Origin of the sequence: Streptomyces sp. 11x1 (assembly GCF_032598905.1) — a bacterium.
In the GTDB taxonomy this organism is placed as follows: Bacteria; Actinomycetota; Actinomycetes; order Streptomycetales; family Streptomycetaceae; genus Streptomyces.
The window spans coordinates 8,174,202-8,192,086 of sequence record NZ_CP122458.1 but is presented as its reverse complement, the minus strand read 5'-3'; the positions used below and the strand labels follow the sequence as shown (position 1 = coordinate 8,192,086).

The following is a 17,885-nucleotide window of genomic DNA, read 5'->3' as shown; positions in this document are numbered from 1 at the left end:
GGTGAGGGCGGGGGTGTGCCTTCGGGCGACGGTGGCCGGGGCGTTGGTGGTGTGCGTATGCGTGTGCCCTCCACCGTAGGTCCCGGAACTGGAGGAAGTGGGACGCTCGCATTACCGCGATGTGACGATCTCTGTAGAGGCCATGTTCTTTATGAACGCAATAAAGGTGGACCCGGGGGCGTAGCCGGCCCCCGGGCCCTGATATGCCGCCCCTTGGGCACGCCGCGACGGTTGAGAACCCGGGTCAGCATCATGTCGCCGCGTCCTGCCTTTGGACCACCACGCATCGAGCTGCGCGGGCTGGACTTGAACCAGCATTTCGACGTCCGGGGCCTGGGTCCGGTCGTTGCGGCGATCGGCGGCGAATACTGAGTCTGGAGCAATAGTCTGAGATTGATCACGGCCCGTCCCTGAATTCCTGGGCGGGTACGGACCGCTCCGTCACGACAAGCCTCAGCTTCAGCTTGCGCTCCTCGCGCGCCCCGCCCGGCTCACAGACCGACCGGGGAGTTCATGAGGCTACCCCAACTATCCGAACAGGTAGCCGAATACGGCGTCACCGACCCGCTGGTCGACGACGTCCACGCCGTTCGCCTCCTCCCGCGCGAACTTCACGGCCTGCTGCAACTTCTCGACGCGGTCGAGGATCTCGTTCACGCGCCGGGCGGGCAGGGCTCCGGAGAACTTCACGGTCGTCCAGTAGCCGACCGGAATGTCCTCGTAATACACCTCCACCTGGGCGGGGTGCTTGTCGGTCGCCTCGGCCTTCACATGGTTGCGCGGCACCTTCTTCGTCCGCACCGTCCGCACGGCCTCGGTCTTCCAGGCATCGGTGGACGGATCCTGCGCCCACGCCTCGGAGGCGTCGAGCACGGGCAGCTTCCGCACGAGCGTGTTGATCTCCCCGAGCTGCTTCTCCAGGAAGAGCAGATAGGCGACGGGCACGTCCGCGACGAGCACCCGGCCCTCCACCTTCACGTCCGCCCGCGCGGAGCAGTTGGCCCAGTCCTTGGTGGCGGTCACGTCGAACAGTCGCGTGAGAACTCCCGCCGTCTCCCGCAACACGTCCTCCGCCCGCACCTGCACCCGGGTCGACTCGGGCGGCAACTGCTCGCCCTCCTCGTCCTTCGGCTGATAGGTACGCGCGATACCGGCCAGCAACGCCGGCTTCTGCAGCCCGTGATGAGCGGCCGTCAGGTCCTGCTGGGACTTGGACTTGACGCCTTTCTCCACTGCGATGATCTGATTGAGTTTCGCCACGCGGAAGACGGTAACAGCGAAACGACCCCCTTTTCGAAGGATTATTTCGGAGCACCATCGGAGCAGCATTTCGCAGCGCTATTCGGCAGCCGACGTCCGCGGCGGCGGAACTGGCGGCGGAGCTCGGCGGACGACGGCCGAGGTGGAGCGGGACCTGGGACCGGTGTCGGTGCTGGTGAACGACGCGGGAATCGCCGAGTGGGGCTCGATGGAGCAGTAGTCCCTCGCCTCGTTCCGCCGCGTCCTCGACGTCAATCTGCAGGGTCCGTGGCTGGGCATGCGCGCGGTGGCGCCCTCGCTGCGCCGGGCCGGGGGCGGGGGCGGGGTGATCGTGAACATCTCTTCCCTGGCCGGGCTTGACCTCGTACGCGGACATCGGCGCGTACGCCGCGAGCAGATGGGGCCTGCGCGGGCTCACGAGGACGGCGGCGCTGGAGCTGGCCCCCGACGACGGCCGGATTCGGCGACGCCGGCACGGCCGGGCAGCCGCTCCCCCGGTTCGGGGAACCCCGAGGAGGTCGCGCGCATGGTGCTCTTCGTCATCGCCGACGCCACGTTCTCGACGGGCTCCGAATTCGTCCTGGACGGCGGCATCCTCGCGGGTCAGCCCACCGTCGTGCCGTCGGACGACTGACCGGCGTGCTCGCCCCACGCCCTTGTCGCAGCTCCCGGCCCCGGCTCCCGGCGCCCCTCGCCCTCCCCACTCCGGCTTTCCGCACTCCACCCCTCCGGCCCACCGGCCACCGGAATTCGGATGCGGCGGGGTGGGCGGGAGGCTCGAGCGGCTCCTCGCCGAGGCGGCCGCCGCCACCGAGGCGGAGGACGCGGAGTCGATCACGGACATCAACAGCCGACTGCACGACCGCATCATCGCCATGGCCGGAAGCGGCCTGCTGATCGAGGCCCTCGAACCCGTCGCGGGCCGCCTGCGCTGGATGACCCGGCGCAACGAGGAGTGACCCCAACTCCGCCCTGAGCACCGCGAGTTGTACGACACCATCGCCTCCGGCGACCCCGAACGCGCCCGTGCGCACGCCCCCGCCCACGTCCGGACCAGCTACCGGTCGACCGTGCGGCATCTGTTCGACGAGGACGGCGAGAACAACGAGGACGGCGTGGACGGGAGGGGCCGGCCAGAATCCCGGTGAACCCCGGCCACGCCCCTGCCTACACTGCCGACCGTCAACGCGGGCATTCATCAAGTTGGTTGGGAAGTGGGCATGGTCAGCAGACGCGGGCTGTTGGGCGGAGCGGCGATCGTGGGCGCGGGGGCGTTCACAGGGGTGGCGCCGAGCGCGGGCAGCGCGGCGGCGGACTCACCGCTCGACACTCCGTTCACCCCCGTCACCACGCCGCACCTGGTGGAGGCCGAGCGGATGGTGCACTACCAGCGGCTGCTGGCGGCGGGCCATCTGCCGGGCGGCCTCGTCGGGCACTGGCCGCTGGACGGCACGGGCGCCGACCGCTCCGGCCGCGACCACCCCCTCACCCTGGGCTCCGGCGCCTCCTGGACCACCCTCCGCGCGGGCGGCGAACTCACCTTCGACGGCACGTCCACGGCGTACGCCACGACGGGCTCCGTCCTCGACACCACGGCCCCGTTCACGGTCTCGGCCCGGGTCCGGCTCGCGGACGGCGACGCACCCGCCGATCCGGCGAACATGTACACGGCCGTCAGCCAGGACGGCACGAACGCCAGCCGTTTCCTGCTCCAGTACGACCCGGAGTTCCGGACCTGGGCGTTCAAGGTCCGCGGCGAGGACCGGAGCACCAAGGTCTCGGCCATCGCCGCCACGGCCGCCTCGCTCGGCACGTGGACCCATCTGACCGGAGTGTGGGACGGCACCCACATCCACCTGTATGTGAACGGCGAACTCCAGGGCAGCGCCGCCGCCACCCTGTCCTGGGCCTCCCCGCAGGGCTTCAACATAGGCCGTGCCAAGTGGGACGGCGCCCCGGTGAACCGCTTCAAGGGTTCGGTGGACGACGTGAGGGCGTACGGGCGGGCCCTCGACGCCGACGAGGTGTCCCTCGTCAGCGGCCGTACCGCCGCCCGGAACAACGAGTACCTGGTCGGCGCCTCGTCCACGGTCACCTGGGGCACGCCCGGCGACCTGACCAGCTGGGTGGCGCGGGCCCGCTGCTCGTCCTTCGTCACCTGGGTGCTCAGGCACACCTACGGCTGGGCCACCGCGGACTACTTCCGGCAGCACTTCGACGACGGCATCCCCGAGGCCGCCGACTACCGCGACGCCTTCGCCCGGGGCCGCGGCGGTCCCCACTTCCAGCCCGTCCGCAAGGTCGCCGACCTGCTGCCGGGCGACCTGATCGCGATCGAGTACGGCCCCGAGGTCACGGACGCCACCGGGCACATCGTGATGGTCCGCGAGGTGAAGGGCGTCTACACGGGGACCGGTGTGAAGGACGGCGAGACCCAGTACGCGATCGAGGTCATCGACATGACGTCCTCCCCGCACGGGGTGTACGGGCAGCCCAGCGCCACCACCCACCCCGACACCCGGATGATCGGCCGCGGCGAGGACCTCGAAGGCGTGGGAATCGGCCACATGATGTTCTACGCCTCGAACTCCACCGGTCTCTTCTCCCGCTACCGCTGGAGCTCCTACGGCGCCTCGCCGGACCACACCGTCGGTGCCCGGCCCATCTCGGCGGCCCGCGTCGTCTGACGCCCGGCCGTTCCCGGCGGCCCCGGTCCTGTGACGCTCAGCCGTTCGCGGCGTAGCGGTCCGTGGCCGCCACCAGCGTCTCCGCCATGTCCGGCGCGCCCGCGTCGTGCCCCACGTCGTCGACGAGGATCAACTCGCTGCCGGGCCAGGCATGGTGGAGCCGCCAGACGACACCGAGGAGGTTGCCGGGGTCGAGGCTGCCCTGGACGAGGGTGCCCGGGATGCCCTTGAGCAGCGGGGCGTCACGCAGGACCACACCGTCCTCGCCGCCGTCGCCGAGGAAGTGGCCGTTGCCCCAGTAGTGGGTGACGGTACGGGCGAAGCCGTAGCGGAAGACCGGGTCCTCGTAGCGCGGCACGGAGCGGGGCGGCTGCGCCGCGATCGCCGTCTCCCAGTCCGTCCAGGCCCGCGCGGCCCGCGCCCGCACGGCCTCGTCGGGCGACTCGAGCAACCGGTTGTAGGCGGCCGGCAGATTCCCGTCCCGCTCCTCCTCGGGCAGCTCGGCCAGGAACCGTGCGAACGCCTCCGGGAAGAACTGCCCCAGTCCCCTGGTCAGCAGGGCGACTTCGGCGTCGGACCCGGTGGCGACACCGGTGAGGACCAGCTCCGTCACGGCCTCCGGGTGCGTCTGGGTGTACCGCAGGCCGAGCGCCGACCCCCACGACACACCCCACACCAGCCACCGCCCGATCCCGAGGTGCCCTCGCAGCAGCTCCAGGTCGGCGATCAGCCGGTCCGTGGTGTTGACGCCCATGTCGGTCTCGTACGCGCTCGCCGGCGGCGTCGAACGCCCGCAGCCCCGCTGGTCGAGCAGCACGATCCGGTACGCCTCGGGATCGAAGAGCCGGGGGAACCAGGCGTTGGCCCGGGAACCCGGCCCGCCGTGCAGCACGACCGCGGGCTTTCCCCGCGGATTTCCGCAGACCTCCCAGTACACGCGGTTGCCGTCCCCGACATCGAGCATGCCGCGGTCGTACGGTTCGATCTCCGGATAGAGAGGCATTGCGTGACCCTAACCGGCGTACGCGGAGGCCGACAGCCAGTTTTCCGCAGGGGCGGGGCGCACCTTCCCCGCGACTACGTCGTGACCGTCAGCCCCGCCGACCGCGCCGCCGTCCGCAGGACGTCCCGCAGCATGGCGGGGGTCAGGCGGCCGGTGAACGTGTTGCGCTGGCTGACGTGGAAGCAGCCGAAGAGGTCGAGCCCGTCGAGTGGTACGTGGGTGCCGTGCCCGAAGACGGGCCGGGGCCGGGGCACGTCCCAGCCTGCCTGGGCGAGCGCGGGCAGCGCGGCCTGCCAGCCGAAGGCGCCGAGCACGACCACGGCCCGCAGCGTCGGCCGCAGCAGCTCCAGCTCCCGGACAAGCCACGGCCGACAGGTGTCGCGTTCCTCGGGCGTCGGCTTGTTGGCGGGCGGCGCGCAGTGCACGGGTGAGGTGATGCGCACGCCGTAGAGCTCCAGCCCGTCGTCCACGGCGACCGCCGTGGCGCGCGAGGCCAGGCCCACGTCGTGCAGCGCCGCGTACAGCACGTCGCCCGAACGGTCGCCGGTGAACATCCGCCCCGTCCGGTTCGCCCCGTGCGCGGCCGGCGCGAGCCCGACGATCAGCAGCGCGGCGTCGGGCGGCCCGAAGCCCGGTACCGGCCGCCCCCAGTACTCCTGGTCGGCGAACGCTGCCCGCCGGGTGCGCGCCACCTCTTCCCGCCACTCGACCAACCGGGGACAGACCCGGCATCCGGTGATCCGCGCGTCCAGCGCGGCCAACCCGGTGCCCTTCCCGCCGCCCGCACCGCCTCCGCCGGCCACCACGCCGCCACCATCGCTGCCGCCGCCGTCCATTCCTCCACGGTACGTCCGGTGATCGCCTCCCCCGTGCGGCGGGCCGGGAGCTAAGGTCGAGGCATGGCTTCTGAAGGTACGCAGGAGCGGGCGGAGGATCCGGCCGCGACGAGCGGGGGCTCCGACAGGTCTGCGGCGGCGTCGGCCGAGGCGGCCCGACCGGTGAGCGGCGAGAGCGTGCGCGTCGACAGCTGGATCTGGTCCGTGCGCCTGGTCAAGACCCGTTCGATGGGCGCCACCGCCTGCCGGGGCGGCCACGTCCGCGTCAACGGCGAACGCGTCAAGCCCGCGTACGCGGTGCGCGTCGGCGACGAGGTCCGGCTGCGCCAGGCCGGGGGCCACGAGCGGATCGTGATCGTGCGGCGTCTGATCCGCAAGCGGGTCGGCGCGCCCGTCGCCGCCGAGTGCTACGTCGACAACTCCCCGCCGCCCCCGCCCCGCGAGGCCGTCGCCCCCGCGGGCATCCGTGACCGGGGCACGGGCCGCCCGACCAAGCGCGACCGGCGGGACATGGAGCGCCTGCGGGGCCTGGCCGAGGCGGCCAACGCCGACCGTCACCGCCGCCCCACCTGATCCGTCACGACGATCACGCCCGGCGGCCGCGCGCGAGCTTCGTCAGGCCGGTCGCGTCCTGGCGTCGCACCCAGGCGATCAGGGCGAGCGGCACGATCAGGATGAGCGGTGTCGCCGCGTACTCCCCGCCGAAGGCGGTGATCTGTGTGATGAACGCCCCCACCATCAGGGCGCTCAGCGACACCGCCGCGACCGGAGCCAGTACGGGGATCAACAGCCCGACGGCACCCGCCAGTTCGAGCAGGCCGATGGTGTACATCCCCGCGCTGCCCCAGCCGAGCGTGTCGAAGGACTCGACGGCCGACGGGTGTGCGATCAGCTTGGGCAACGCGCTCGCGAACCCGTAGAACAGCGCGAGCGCGATCTGCAGCGCGCGCAGCGAGATGCGCGCGCCCTTACCGCGCGCGGTGGCCTCGGTACGGACGACGGGAGCGGTGGTCTCGGACATGGGATCTCCTGTGGGAAGCGGTTGAGGATGCGCTGTCACAGAGGTAGACCGGACCACTCCCCCGAACTCATCGCCGCCCGAACACAATTCACGCCGAGATTCCCGCCCCGGTCGGGCCGCTCACCCCACGGGCACCGCCGTCACCCAGATCCGGTCCTCCGTCAGATACCGGTCCACCGTCAGCCCCGACTCCGCCAGCGCCTCCTCGAACTGCTCCTTGGTCAGGGGGCGTGAGCGGAACGTCTGAGTCCATTCGCCGTCCGGGAAGAAGTACTCCGCGAACACCGAGTGGACCCCGTCCCCGATCGGCTCGGTCGACGCTATGCGGACGGTGAAGCCTCGGGGATCGACCCGTTCCCGGGGGACGTTGGTGTGATAGTCCTCCCCCTCGCGCTGGATCAGTACGAAGCCGTCGTCCGCGAGATGCCGCAGACAGGTCGCGAGCATCCCCCTCCGCACCTCGGGGTCCGCGGTGTGGACGAGGAAGGAGGCGAGCAGCACCACGTCGAACTTCTCACCGAGGTCGAGTTCCTCGATCGAGGCGTGCACCGTGCGGGCGCCGCGCACCCGCTCCAGCATCTCCGCCGACTCGTCGACGGCCGTGACGGTGAACCCCCGCTCGATCAGGGGGTGGGTCATCCGGCCCACCCCGCAGCCCAGTTCGAGAATGCGCGCACCCTCGGGCGCGACTCCCGCGATCACCTCCGGTTCGTCGCCCACCGGCAGCCGCGTGTACAGCTCGACCGCGCAGCCGTCCGGGGTGATCGCTCCGGGCCCGGTCCCCCCGTACCCTTCACGCATCTGAATGCTCATATCCGTCCAACGGCCGGGCGCGCAGGGGCCGTTCCTGTCATGCATCACCCGATGAGGTGAACCCTGCCCGGTCGCGCTCCGCGGCGCCCCGGCTCGCGCGGGGCGCGGACCTCACCAGGCGAACCAGCCGTGCCCGCTGTACCAGTGCCCGCCCGCGCGCAGATGATCGCCCACGGCCCGTTCGAGACGCGTGCGGCGCGGCAGGGTCTCCACCGGCAGGTCGGGGTCCCCGAACACGAAACGGACCGGCAGGTGGTCCTCGGGTTCGCCGGTGCCGCCGGCGACCCGGAACCGCTGCTGGAACCGGACGATGTTGGAGTCCGCCGGCAGGTACCGGGCCAGCTGCGGGTCGAGGAGCCAGGAGTGGCAGCAGCCCGCCGTGTACCGCTCCTCGGGGAAGCGCCGGGCGAAGAAGTCGTGGGCCGACGCCAGCGACCTGTCGCACGCCTGCGGGGTCAGGGGCCCCGCGTAGTCGGGGATGTGCAGGTCGAGGCAGGGTTCCCCAGGTCCCAGGGCGAGGCCCGCCGCCGCCAGCGCGACACCTTCCCGTCCGCCCACCCGGGCTCGCTGGTACTGCAGCCGGCCGAGCTGGAACAGCTCCCCGTGGAAATGCAGAGAGAACCAGGTCGGCGCGACCAGCCCGCCCACGCCGTACCGCCGACGGTGCAGCACCAGGCCGCGGCCCAGGTCGGCCAGGGTGCGCCGGGAGACGTCGTCGGGGATCCCGCGCTCCCGGTGGTACGCGCGCACGTACGGGAGCGCCGCCACGAAGACGTACACCTGGAAGTAGCGGCCGAGCGTGCCCGACTCCAGGGGCAGCGGCAGGAGCCTCGGACCCTTGCCGACCTTCCCCATGTCCCGCACCAGAGCGTCGACGCACCGCCCGAACAGCCAGGTCGCACCCTCGTCGGCCGTCAGCGTGCGGCGCGACGCGACCAGGTCGTTGACGTCCTCGTACGGCACGGCGAGGTCCAGCAGCGCGTCGACCAGTTCGTCCTCGGCGTCCGGCAGCCGCGCGTCCGCCGTGGAGGCGCTCCCGCTCTCCTCCAGGCTCCGCAGCCAGTCGGCGAGCCTCTCGTCCGCCCGCACCGCGTCCAACAGCGCCATCGTCTCCCCGTTTCGCTCGGTCTCCTGGAGAAACGCGTGGGACGGGGAGTACGTTTCCGAGTAGGACGAGGAGGAGTGGCGATCCGATGCGTACCGGCAGTGAACCGACGACAGCGCGCAGTCCTCTGCGGATGCGACTCTGGCTGAGCGTATGGGGCCTGATCTGGGCGATCGCCGGGACAGCGGCGTTCGCTCTGGCCGGCCGTCCCGGCTGGGCCGTCGCCTGCGGAGTGCTGTGGCTGATCATCACCGTCGACCTGGTGATGGTCGTGCGCCACATCCGTCAGGGACCGCACTACCAGCCGGGCCGCGACATCCCACCCTACGACCCGCCGGGGCCCCACCCGTAGCGGCGGGCCCGGCCGTCAGGAGTCGAACCGGGCCGCTTCCACGTACTGCGGGTTCGGGTCGAGGGCCGCGGCGAGCCGGAAGTGGCGCTTGGCCTGGTCGGGGCGGGCCTGGCGCTGATAGGTGCGGGCCAGGGCGAAGTGCGCGAACGCGTTGTCCGGTTCACGCTCCAGGACGATCGTGAACTCCAGCTCGGCGGGCCGCAGTTGGGCCGCGGCGAAGAAGGCGCGGGCACGCAGCAGCCGGGCGGCCGTGTTCTCGGGGTGCTCGGCTATGACTCGGTCGAGCAGCTTGACCGCGCCCCGCGGGTCGTTCGCGGCGAGCAGTTGCTCGGCGGCGCGGAAGTCGATGACATGCGTCTGAGGGCTACGTCCGGTGGAACCGCTGGTCTCGGGCACGGCTGAGTCCTTCCCTTGCTGGGACGGTTCAACGCCCCCTGGGACCCCGCTATTCCTGCGTGCGTTCGGTTTGCTCGTGGGACGAGTGGGCCCGCCGGGTGAGGTCCGCCCACACCTCCCGCACCCGTCGCCGCAGCGCGTCGAGGGGGACGTCGTTGTCGACGACGATGTCCGCGATCTCCAGCCGCTTCTCGCGGGTCGCCTGGGCGGCCATGCGCGCGCGGGCGTCCTCCTCCGTCATGCCGCGCAGCCGTACCAGGCGGTCGAGCTGGGTCTCGGGGGCCGCGTCCACGACGACCACCAGGTCGTACAGCGGGGCGAGGCCGTTCTCGGCGAGCAGGGGGACGTCGTGGACGACGACGGAGTCCTCGGCGGCGGCGCTCTCCAGCTCTCTGGAGCGGGCGCCCACCAGCGGGTGCACGATCGCGTTCAGCGCGGCGAGCTTCTCCGGGTCCGCGAACACGAGGGAGCCCAGCTTGGGGCGGTCCAGGCCCCCGTCGGGCGCGAGGACGCCCTCGCCGAAGGTCTCGACGACCGCCGCGAGCCCGGGGGTACCTGGTGCGACGACCTCGCGCGCGATGCGGTCGGCGTCGATCAGTACGGCGCCGCACTCCACCAGCAGCCGCGACACCTCGCTCTTGCCGGCCCCGATGCCGCCGGTCAGACCCACTTTCAGCATGCCCGGCAGCTTAGGCCCTGGCCGAGGAGGCCGGTAGGCGGTAGGCGGGCGGTGGGCAGGATCAGCCGTCGCCCTCCCGCTCCGCGAGGAACTTCTCGAACTCCCGCCCGATCTCGTCGGCGGAGGGGATGTCGACGGGCTCGGCGAGCATGTTGCCCCGGGTCTCGGCGCCCGCCGCGGCGTCGTACTGGTGCTCCAGGCCCTGTACGAGGGCGACCAGTTCCTCGTCGCCCTCCCGGATCTGCCGGTCGATCTCCGTCTGCGTGCGGTGCGCCTCCGTGCGCAGGGCGTGGGCGACGGAGGGCAGCACCAGGCCGGTGGCGGCCGTGACGGCCTCCAGGACGGACAGGGCGGCGTCCGGGTAGGGCGAGCGGGCGATGTAGTGCGGGACGTGCGCGGCGACGCCCAGCACGTCGTGCCCGGCTCCCATGAGGCGGTACTCCACGAGGGACTCGGCGCTGCCGGGCACCTGGGCCTCCTCGAAGGGGCTGCGGTGTCCGGGGACGAGCTCGGCCCGGTTGCCGTGCGGGGTCAGGCCCACCGGGCGGGTGTGCGGGACGCCCATGGGGATGCCGTGGAAGTTGACCGACAGGCGGACGCCGAGCCGTTCCACGATCTGCTGAACGGCGGCCGCGAAACGCTCCCACTCCACGTCCGGCTCGGGGCCCGACAGCAGCAGGAACGGCGCTCCGGTGGCGTCCTGGACGAGCCGCACCTCCAGGGCCGGCACCTCGTAGTCGGTCCAGCGGTCGCGCTTGAACGTCAGCAGCGGGCGGCGAGCCCGGTAGTCCACGAGCCGGTCGTGGTCGAAGCGGGCCACCACCTGGTGGGGAGTTGAGCCAAGGAGCCGTTCGACGATCTGGTCGCCCGTCTCACCTGCGTCGATGTATCCGTCGAAGTGGTAGAGCATGACAAGTCCCGCCGACTCCTGGGCGAGCGCCATGTCGACGACTGCCAGGCCGTTCGGCTCCCATGCGTACAAACCCTGCGGATCAAGCACTGTGAACGCTCCTCCTCGTGTTCGTAGTCGACAACGCGGGAGCGGGTCCGGGCATTCCCGGAACGCGCCGCGAACACGGCCCGCCCGGGACACACTTCGGGCCCGCATCCGGAGGGATGCGGGCCCGAGGTGTTATCGGCTATCGCTCAGCCGTGTGCGTTCAGCTCTGGCCACCGGCCAGCTTCTCGCGGAGCGCGGCGAGGGCCTCGTCCGAGGCGAGCGCGCCGGAGGTGTCCGCACCCTCGGAGGAGTAGGAGCCACCACCCGCGGCCGGAGCCGCACCCGCGGCGTCGCCGCCCTCGGCCGCGGCAGCGGCGTCGGCCTCGCGGGACTTGATGACCTGGGCCTGGTGCTGCTCGAAGCGCTGCTGCGCCTCGGCGTACTGGCCCTCCCAAGCCTCGCGCTGGGTCTCGTAGCCCTCGAGCCAGTCGTTGGTCTCGGGGTCGAAGCCCTCGGGGTAGATGTAGTTGCCCTGGTCGTCGTAGGACGCGGCCATGCCGTACAGGGTCGGGTCGAACTCGACCGAGGCCGGGTCCGAACCGAAGGACTCGTTGGCCTGCTTGAGGGACAGCGAGATCCGGCGCCGCTCCAGGTCGATGTCGATGACCTTGACGAAGATCTCGTCGTTGACCTGGACGACCTGCTCCGGGATCTCCACGTGGCGCTCGGCCAGCTCGGAGATGTGGACCAGACCCTCGATGCCCTCGTCCACGCGGACGAACGCACCGAACGGAACCAGCTTCGTGACCTTGCCGGGCACGACCTGGCCGATCTGGTGGGTCCGGGCGAACTGCTGCCACGGGTCTTCCTGGGTCGCCTTCAGCGACAGGGAGACGCGCTCGCGGTCCATGTCGACGTCGAGGACCTCGACCGTGACCTCCTGGCCGACCTCGACGACCTCGGAGGGGTGGTCGATGTGCTTCCAGGACAGCTCGGAGACGTGGACCAGACCGTCGACGCCACCCAGGTCCACGAAGGCACCGAAGTTGACGATCGAGGAGACCACGCCGGAGCGGACCTGACCCTTCTGGAGGGTCGTGAGGAACGTCTGGCGGACCTCGGACTGGGTCTGCTCCAGCCAGGCACGGCGGGACAGGACCACGTTGTTGCGGTTCTTGTCCAGCTCGATGATCTTCGCCTCGAGCTCCTTGCCCACGTAGGGCTGGAGGTCGCGGACACGACGCATCTCGACGAGGGAGGCCGGCAGGAAGCCACGGAGGCCGATGTCGAGGATGAGACCACCCTTGACGACCTCGATGACGGTACCGGTGACGATGCCGTCCTCTTCCTTGATCTTCTCGATGGTGCCCCAGGCACGCTCGTACTGGGCGCGCTTCTTCGAGAGGATCAGGCGGCCTTCCTTGTCCTCCTTCTGGAGAACAAGGGCTTCGATCTCGTCACCGACGGCGACGACCTCGTTGGGGTCGACGTCGTGCTTGATCGACAGCTCGCGGCTCGGGATGACACCTTCGGTCTTGTAACCGATGTCGAGCAGGACCTCGTCCCGGTCGACCTTCACGATGACGCCGTCGACGATGTCGCCGTCGTTGAAGTACTTGATCGTCTCGTCGATCGCGGCGAGGAAGGCTTCCTCGTTACCGATGTCGTTGACCGCAACCTGCGGGGTGGTGGCGGTGGTCTCGGTGCTGCTCGTCATGTGGGAAAGGGCTCCGGTACGGACATTGAAGTCGTAGGTACTGCTACGCCGGGAGCCCGTATCGCTCTGAAGAAGCCGGACAGCCAAGGAAGCACCACATGACGAAAAGCCAATGGCGCCTCGAAAACCGAGGGGACATACGACAGATGCGAGCGCAGCCTGCTACGTCTGAGGTGCGCAGGCCCGCAGCGCAACTTGTAGCATACGGGGGCAGCCAGGCACGGTCAATGCGCGAAGGCGCACACCCGGGGCGGAACGCCGCATACCCGGCACAAAACCTGTCCCTTGAGGCCACGCAGGCCTGGGAGACCCCTTTCGTGTCACCACCGGAGCGGGTCGCACGCAGGTTACGGAAGAGTACGACGAGGGAGCCGATCATCCAAGAGCCCGAAGTCCACGAAGCCGACGCGGCCCACGGGGCCGGCGGGACGTCCGAGGCGGACGAACCGGAGGCCACCCGCCGCGACGCCGGGGTGACGGAGAGTTCCCGGGCCAACCGGGGCTGGTGGGACCGGAACGCCGACGACTACCAGGTCGAGCACGGCACGTTCCTCGGCGACGACCGTTTCGTGTGGGGCCCGGAGGGGCTCGACGAGGTGGAGGCGGAGCTGCTGGGGCCGCCCGAGGAGCTGAAGGGCAAGGACGTCCTGGAGATCGGCGCCGGTGCCGCGCAGTGCGCGCGCTGGCTGGCCGCCCAGGGGGCCCGTCCGGTGGCCCTGGACCTCTCCCACCGCCAGCTGCAGCACGCGCTGCGCATCGGGAGCTCGTTCCCCCTGGTGTGCGCCGACGCCGGCGATCTGCCCTTCGCGGACGCCTCCTTCGACCTGGCGTGCTCGGCGTACGGGGCGCTGCCCTTCGTCGCCGACCCGGTGGGGGTGCTGCGGGAGGTCCGCCGGGTCCTGCGCCCCGAGGGCCGTTTCGTCTTCTCGGTGACCCATCCGATCCGCTGGGCCTTCCCCGACGAGCCCGGCCCCGACGGTCTGTCCGTCTCCGGCTCCTACTTCGACCGCACGCCGTACGTCGAGCAGGACGAGCGGGGGCGGGCGGTGTACGTGGAGCACCACCGCACGATCGGCGACCGTGTCCGGGACGTCGTGGCCGCGGACTTCCGGCTGGTCGATCTGGTCGAGCCGGAGTGGCCCGCCTGGAACTCCTCCGAGTGGGGAGGCTGGTCCCCGCTGCGCGGCAACCTGATCCCGGGGACGGCGATCTTCGTGTGCGAGCGGGACTGACCCGGGCACGCGACACACTGGGGGCGTGATCCGTGACGACGCCCTGGACGCGCTGCCCGTGCGCGCCGCCCTGCCCGCTCTGGAGGAGGCCCTGGAGGGGCACGGCACCGCCGTCCTCGTGGCGCCGCCCGGCACCGGGAAGACGACGCTGGTGCCGCTGGCCCTGGCGGGGCTGCTGAACGGCGGCGGACGGCCGGCGCGTCGGGTGGTCGTCGCCGAGCCCCGGCGGATCGCGGCGCGGGCGGCGGCCCGCCGGATGGCGTGGCTGCTGGGCGAGAAGGTCGGCGACAGCGTCGGGTACACCGTGCGCGGCGAGCGGGTCGTGGGCCCACGCGCGCGCGTGGAGGTCGTCACGACCGGTGTCCTGCTGCAACGGCTGCAGCGGGACCAGGAGTTGCCGAACGTCGACGTCGTCGTGCTCGACGAGTGCCACGAACGACATCTGGACGCGGACACGGTCGCGGCGTTCCTGCTGGACGTGCGGGCGGCGCTGCGGCCCGAGCTGCGGCTGGTGGCGGCGTCGGCGACGACCGACGCGGAGGGCTGGGCGCGGCTGCTGGGCGGGGCGCCGGTGGTCGCCGCCGAGGGCGTGGCGTATCCGGTGGAGGTGGTGTGGGCGCCGCCGGCCCGTCCGGTACGGCCGCCGCACGGGATGCGGGTGGACCCGGCGGCGCTGACGCATGTCGCGTCGGTGGTGCGGCGGGCGCTGACCGAACGGGAGGGTGACGTCCTGTGTTTCCTGCCGGGCGTGGGCGAGATCGCGCGCGTGGCGGGGCAGTTGGGCGGGCTCGGTGACGTGGACGTGCTCCAGGTGCACGGTCGGGCGCCGGCCGCGGTGCAGGACGCGGTGCTGGCGGGCGGGGAGCGGCGGCGGGTGGTCCTGGCGACGTCGGTCGCGGAGTCCTCGCTGACGGTGCCCGGTGTGCGGGTGGTCGTGGACTCGGGGCTCGCGCGGGAGCCGCGGGTCGACCACGCGCGCGGGCTCGGCGCGCTGACGACGCTGCGGGCCTCACGGGCGGCCGGGCGGCAGCGGGCCGGGCGGGCGGGGCGCGAGGCCCCGGGGGTCGTCTACCGGTGCTGGGCGGAGGCCGAGGACGCCCGTCTGCCGCGTTTCCCCGCGCCGGAGATCAAGGTGGCCGACCTGACGGCGTTCGCGTTGCAGGCGGCCTGCTGGGGTGATGCGGAGGCGACGGGGCTCGCGTTGCTGGACCCGCCGCCGAGCGGGGCGATGGCGGCGGCGCGCGGCGTGCTCTCGGCGATCGGGGCGGTCGGCTCCGCCGGTCACGCCACGGAAAGGGGTGTACGCATGTCCCGTCTGGGCCTGCATCCCCGGCTGGCCCGGGCCCTCCTCGACGCGACGCCGCTGGTGGGCGCCGAGCTCGCGGCGGAGGTCGTGGCGCTGCTGAGCGAGGAGCCGCCGCGGGAGTACGGCGACGACCTGGCCGCCGCGTTGCTGCGCGCCCGGCGCGGGGGCGACGCCTACGCGGCCCGCTGGCGCGCGGAGGCCCGGCGCCTGCGGACCGCGTCGCCGCACGCGCCCGACTCCCCACCGGGTGAGCCGCGCGGCGACGCCGCGAACGGTGGGACGGCCGTGGGTGCCGGGGGCGATCACGGCGTCGGGGTGGTGGCCGCCCTGGCGTTCCCGGAGCGGGTGGCTCGACGTGACGGTGGGGCGTTCCTCATGGTGTCCGGGACCCGGGCCGAGGTGCCGGAGGGGTCCGGGTTGCGAGAGGGGCCCTGGATCGCCGTGGCCGTCGCCGACCGGGCGGTGGGCGGCGGGCACGCGCGCGTGCGGCTCGGGGTCGCGATCGACGAGCGGGTCGCCCGGGAGGCGGCCGGGGGTCTGTACCGGCGGGACGAGGAGGTCGCGTGGCGGGACGGGGATGTGGTGGCTCGCCGGGTGGAGCGACTGGGGGCCGTGGAGCTGGCGGCGCGGCCGTTGCGGGAGGCGGCGCCCGCGCGCGTGCGGGAGGCGTTGCTGGAGGGGCTGCGGGACGAGGGGTTCGGGCTGTTGCGGTGGTCCGAGGACGCGGCGCGGCTGCGGGAGCGGCTGGCGTTCCTGAGGGGGCGGCTCGGTGAACCCTGGCCCGACGTGTCCGACAGTGCCCTGCACGCGCGCGTGCAGGAGTGGCTGGAGCCCGAGTTGAGCCGGGCCCGGCGGCGGGCCGGCCTCGGGCGGATCGATGCCGGGCAGGGGCTGAGGCGGCTGCTGCCGTGGGCCGCGGGGGACGCCGTACGGCTGGACGAGCTGGCGCCCGAGCGGATCGAAGTGCCGAGCGGGTCCCGGATCCGGGTCGACTACTCGCGGCCCGAACAGCCGGTGCTGGCGGTGAAGTTGCAGGAGATGTTCGGGCTGCGGGAGTCGCCCGTGCTGGCCGGGGTTCCGGTGCTGGTGCATCTGCTGTCCCCCGCCGGGCGGCCCGCCGCCGTCACCGCCGATCTCGCCTCGTTCTGGCGGGACGGGTACCGGGCCGTACGGGCGGAGCTGCGGGGCCGTTATCCCAAGCATCCGTGGCCGGAGGACCCGGCGACGGCCGAGCCCACCCGGTTCACCAACGCGCGGCTCAGGCGTTGACCGGCTCGGACGCCGGGGGCCTCGCGGACTCCGGTTCGCCGGGCCTTCGGCCGTGGGCCTCGACGTAGAGGGAGAGGGCGAGGAGCAGCAGGCCTAGGCCCAGGAAGCCCCAGGGGAGGTAGGAGGTCATGAGGAGGACGAGGAGGCGCTGGGACTCGACCAGGTCGACCGTGTGCTCGATGTAGTCCTCGCGCATCTTCACGTGCCCGGCGAAGGCGGTCACCTTCTCGCGGTCGCCGAGGAGCGTGCCGCCGCGCAGTTCCTCCTTGTGGATCTCCTCGCCGTAGACGGGGGCTCCGGTGACGGGTTCCACCCAGAACTTGCGGACCGTGGTGTACCAGCGGGTCGTGCCCGTCTGTGCGACCGTCTCCCGGGTGATGCCTTCCACGGGCATGGTGCGGGGGAAGGGGACCTCGGTCCAGGGGATGGTCTGTTCGAAGTAGTAGACCTCGACACCGCGGAAGTCCTGGGTGCCCTTGTAGTGGATGGGGGCGGTGATCCGGGCCTGGGCGTCGAAGTACTCGTAGTCCCGCTTCTCGGTGAGGAAGGGCCACTTGAACTCCAGGCCCCGGCGCCGCACGGGGTCGCCGTCGACCATCTCGCCCTTGGCGTGGACGGGTTCCTGGGTGTGGGCGTCGAAGATGTAGCGCTCGGGGATGCGGGAGACCATCTCGCCGTCGGGGCCCTGGACGTACGACAGGCCGTCCCAGACGACGACGTCCCGGTCGGTGCTCTTCTCGATCTCCTCGGAGGCCTCCACGTTGCCCTTGAGGGTCTGCACGATGGTGACCTTCGGGACCGTGCGGGCGGTCATCGTGCCGTAGTCGAGGAGGGTGGCGTCCTTGGCCTCCAGGACCATGTCCTGGTACTGGTTCGCCGGGATCTTGGCCAGGTTCGGGAAGGCGTACCAGCGCAGCAGTGGGGACAGCGCGGTGAAGAACACGGCGAGCGCGAGCAGGATCAGACCGGCCCTACGGCGCATCTCGGGTCTCCCTCCCTGGCGGTCACGGATGTGCGGGGACCGTCGTCAGCAGCGGCTTCGGTGACGTCTTCCCCGTCGGTGAGCCCAGTGCGGTGAGCGTGAACACCAGGGCGAGAGCGAGGGCGAGACCGCTCGCGGCGGCGATCAGGGCGCGCATACGGACCTCCCGACTACGGGCCCCATGAAGGGAACTGATAGGTCGTCAGGTCCGGCACGGTAGCAACGGGCGCGCCAGATGAGAACACGTCGCGCACGGACGACGGCGGCGCCCCTCGTGGAGGAGGGGC

The 17,885-nt window shown here is 71.9% G+C and carries 17 protein-coding genes and 2 pseudogenes; 7 read left to right on the top strand and 12 right to left on the bottom strand.

Annotated features, from left to right (window positions below; all coding sequences use genetic code 11):
- Positions 1-528: 528 nt before the first annotated feature.
- Positions 529-1,260, bottom strand: coding sequence for a hypothetical protein (locus P8T65_RS35910; protein WP_316729329.1), 732 nt, complete (start codon positions 1,258-1,260; stop codon positions 529-531).
- A 238-nt stretch (positions 1,261-1,498) separates the two neighbouring features.
- Between P8T65_RS35910 and P8T65_RS47465 the strand changes: the two are divergent.
- From P8T65_RS47465 to P8T65_RS35900, 3 genes and pseudogenes are all read left to right on the top strand, one after another.
- Positions 1,499-1,609: pseudogene (locus P8T65_RS47465) on the top strand (3-alpha-hydroxysteroid dehydrogenase); the annotation flags it as partial.
- Positions 1,610-2,036: 427 nt separating this feature from the next.
- A pseudogene (locus P8T65_RS35905) lies at positions 2,037-2,408 on the top strand (FCD domain-containing protein); the annotation flags it as partial.
- A 72-nt stretch (positions 2,409-2,480) separates the two neighbouring features.
- Positions 2,481-3,947, top strand: coding sequence for a LamG domain-containing protein (locus P8T65_RS35900; RefSeq protein WP_316729328.1), 1,467 nt, complete (start codon positions 2,481-2,483; stop codon positions 3,945-3,947).
- Between the two features lie 37 nt (positions 3,948-3,984).
- Here P8T65_RS35900 and pip read toward each other — a convergent pair whose 3' ends face one another.
- Both pip and P8T65_RS35890 read right to left on the bottom strand, forming a co-directional pair.
- On the bottom strand, positions 3,985-4,950 hold the full coding sequence (gene pip, locus P8T65_RS35895) for a prolyl aminopeptidase (protein WP_316729327.1): 966 nt from the start codon (positions 4,948-4,950) through the stop codon (positions 3,985-3,987).
- A gap of 74 nt (positions 4,951-5,024) precedes the next feature.
- Entirely contained in the window at positions 5,025-5,786 is a 762-nt protein-coding gene (locus P8T65_RS35890; RefSeq protein ID WP_316729326.1) for a uracil-DNA glycosylase, read from the bottom strand.
- A 63-nt stretch (positions 5,787-5,849) separates the two neighbouring features.
- On the opposite strand from P8T65_RS35890, the gene P8T65_RS35885 reads away from it, so the two are divergent.
- Positions 5,850-6,359: an RNA-binding S4 domain-containing protein gene (locus P8T65_RS35885; protein ID WP_316729325.1), complete on the top strand. Its 510-nt coding sequence runs from the start codon at positions 5,850-5,852 to the stop codon at positions 6,357-6,359.
- 13 nt (positions 6,360-6,372) lie between these two features.
- On the opposite strand, the gene P8T65_RS35880 is transcribed toward P8T65_RS35885, so the two are convergent.
- The 3 genes from P8T65_RS35880 to P8T65_RS35870 form a co-directional block, all read right to left on the bottom strand.
- Positions 6,373-6,807 carry a DoxX family protein gene (locus P8T65_RS35880; protein WP_316729324.1) on the bottom strand — a complete coding sequence of 145 codons (435 nt, stop codon included), beginning with the start codon at positions 6,805-6,807 and terminating at the stop codon, positions 6,373-6,375.
- A gap of 120 nt (positions 6,808-6,927) precedes the next feature.
- Positions 6,928-7,608 carry a methyltransferase domain-containing protein gene (locus tag P8T65_RS35875; protein WP_316729323.1) on the bottom strand — a complete coding sequence of 227 codons (681 nt, stop codon included), beginning with the start codon at positions 7,606-7,608 and terminating at the stop codon, positions 6,928-6,930.
- Positions 7,609-7,731: 123 nt separating this feature from the next.
- Positions 7,732-8,727, bottom strand: coding sequence for an acyltransferase domain-containing protein (locus P8T65_RS35870; protein ID WP_316729322.1), 996 nt, complete (start codon positions 8,725-8,727; stop codon positions 7,732-7,734).
- Between the two features lie 86 nt (positions 8,728-8,813).
- Between P8T65_RS35870 and P8T65_RS35865 the strand changes: the two genes are divergently transcribed.
- A complete protein-coding gene (locus tag P8T65_RS35865) occupies positions 8,814-9,077 on the top strand; it encodes a DUF6343 family protein (RefSeq protein WP_316729320.1) in 264 nt (87 codons plus the stop codon).
- Positions 9,078-9,092: 15 nt separating this feature from the next.
- Here P8T65_RS35865 and P8T65_RS35860 read toward each other — a convergent pair whose 3' ends face one another.
- The 4 genes from P8T65_RS35860 to rpsA form a co-directional block, all read right to left on the bottom strand.
- Entirely contained in the window at positions 9,093-9,473 is a 381-nt protein-coding gene (locus tag P8T65_RS35860) for a tetratricopeptide repeat protein (protein WP_045555218.1), read from the bottom strand.
- 49 nt (positions 9,474-9,522) lie between these two features.
- On the bottom strand, positions 9,523-10,152 hold the full coding sequence (gene coaE / locus P8T65_RS35855; RefSeq protein WP_316729317.1) for a dephospho-CoA kinase: 630 nt from the start codon (positions 10,150-10,152) through the stop codon (positions 9,523-9,525).
- A gap of 61 nt (positions 10,153-10,213) precedes the next feature.
- Positions 10,214-11,152, bottom strand: coding sequence for a PAC2 family protein (locus P8T65_RS35850; RefSeq protein ID WP_316729316.1), 939 nt, complete (start codon positions 11,150-11,152; stop codon positions 10,214-10,216).
- A 160-nt stretch (positions 11,153-11,312) separates the two neighbouring features.
- The gene (gene rpsA, locus P8T65_RS35845) at positions 11,313-12,809 is read right to left on the bottom strand and encodes a 30S ribosomal protein S1 (protein ID WP_184895379.1); all 1,497 of its coding nucleotides are present in this window, start codon (positions 12,807-12,809) and stop codon (positions 11,313-11,315) included.
- A gap of 227 nt (positions 12,810-13,036) precedes the next feature.
- Here rpsA and P8T65_RS35840 point away from each other — a divergent pair, with 227 nt between their 5' ends.
- The gene (locus P8T65_RS35840; RefSeq protein ID WP_399101591.1) at positions 13,037-14,041 is read left to right on the top strand and encodes a class I SAM-dependent methyltransferase; all 1,005 of its coding nucleotides are present in this window, start codon (positions 13,037-13,039) and stop codon (positions 14,039-14,041) included.
- Positions 14,042-14,066: 25 nt separating this feature from the next.
- The gene (hrpB, locus tag P8T65_RS35835) at positions 14,067-16,616 is read left to right on the top strand and encodes an ATP-dependent helicase HrpB (protein WP_316729315.1); all 2,550 of its coding nucleotides are present in this window, start codon (positions 14,067-14,069) and stop codon (positions 16,614-16,616) included.
- On the opposite strand, the gene P8T65_RS35830 is transcribed toward hrpB, so the two are convergent.
- Positions 16,606-17,598 carry a DUF3068 domain-containing protein gene (locus P8T65_RS35830; protein ID WP_316729314.1) on the bottom strand — a complete coding sequence of 331 codons (993 nt, stop codon included), beginning with the start codon at positions 17,596-17,598 and terminating at the stop codon, positions 16,606-16,608. The genes hrpB and P8T65_RS35830 overlap by 11 nt on opposite strands.
- A 22-nt stretch (positions 17,599-17,620) precedes the next feature.
- Complete coding sequence (locus P8T65_RS35825; protein WP_184895373.1) at positions 17,621-17,755, bottom strand: SPW_0924 family protein; 135 nt, start codon at positions 17,753-17,755, stop codon at positions 17,621-17,623.
- Between the last annotated feature and the right edge of the window lie 130 nt (positions 17,756-17,885).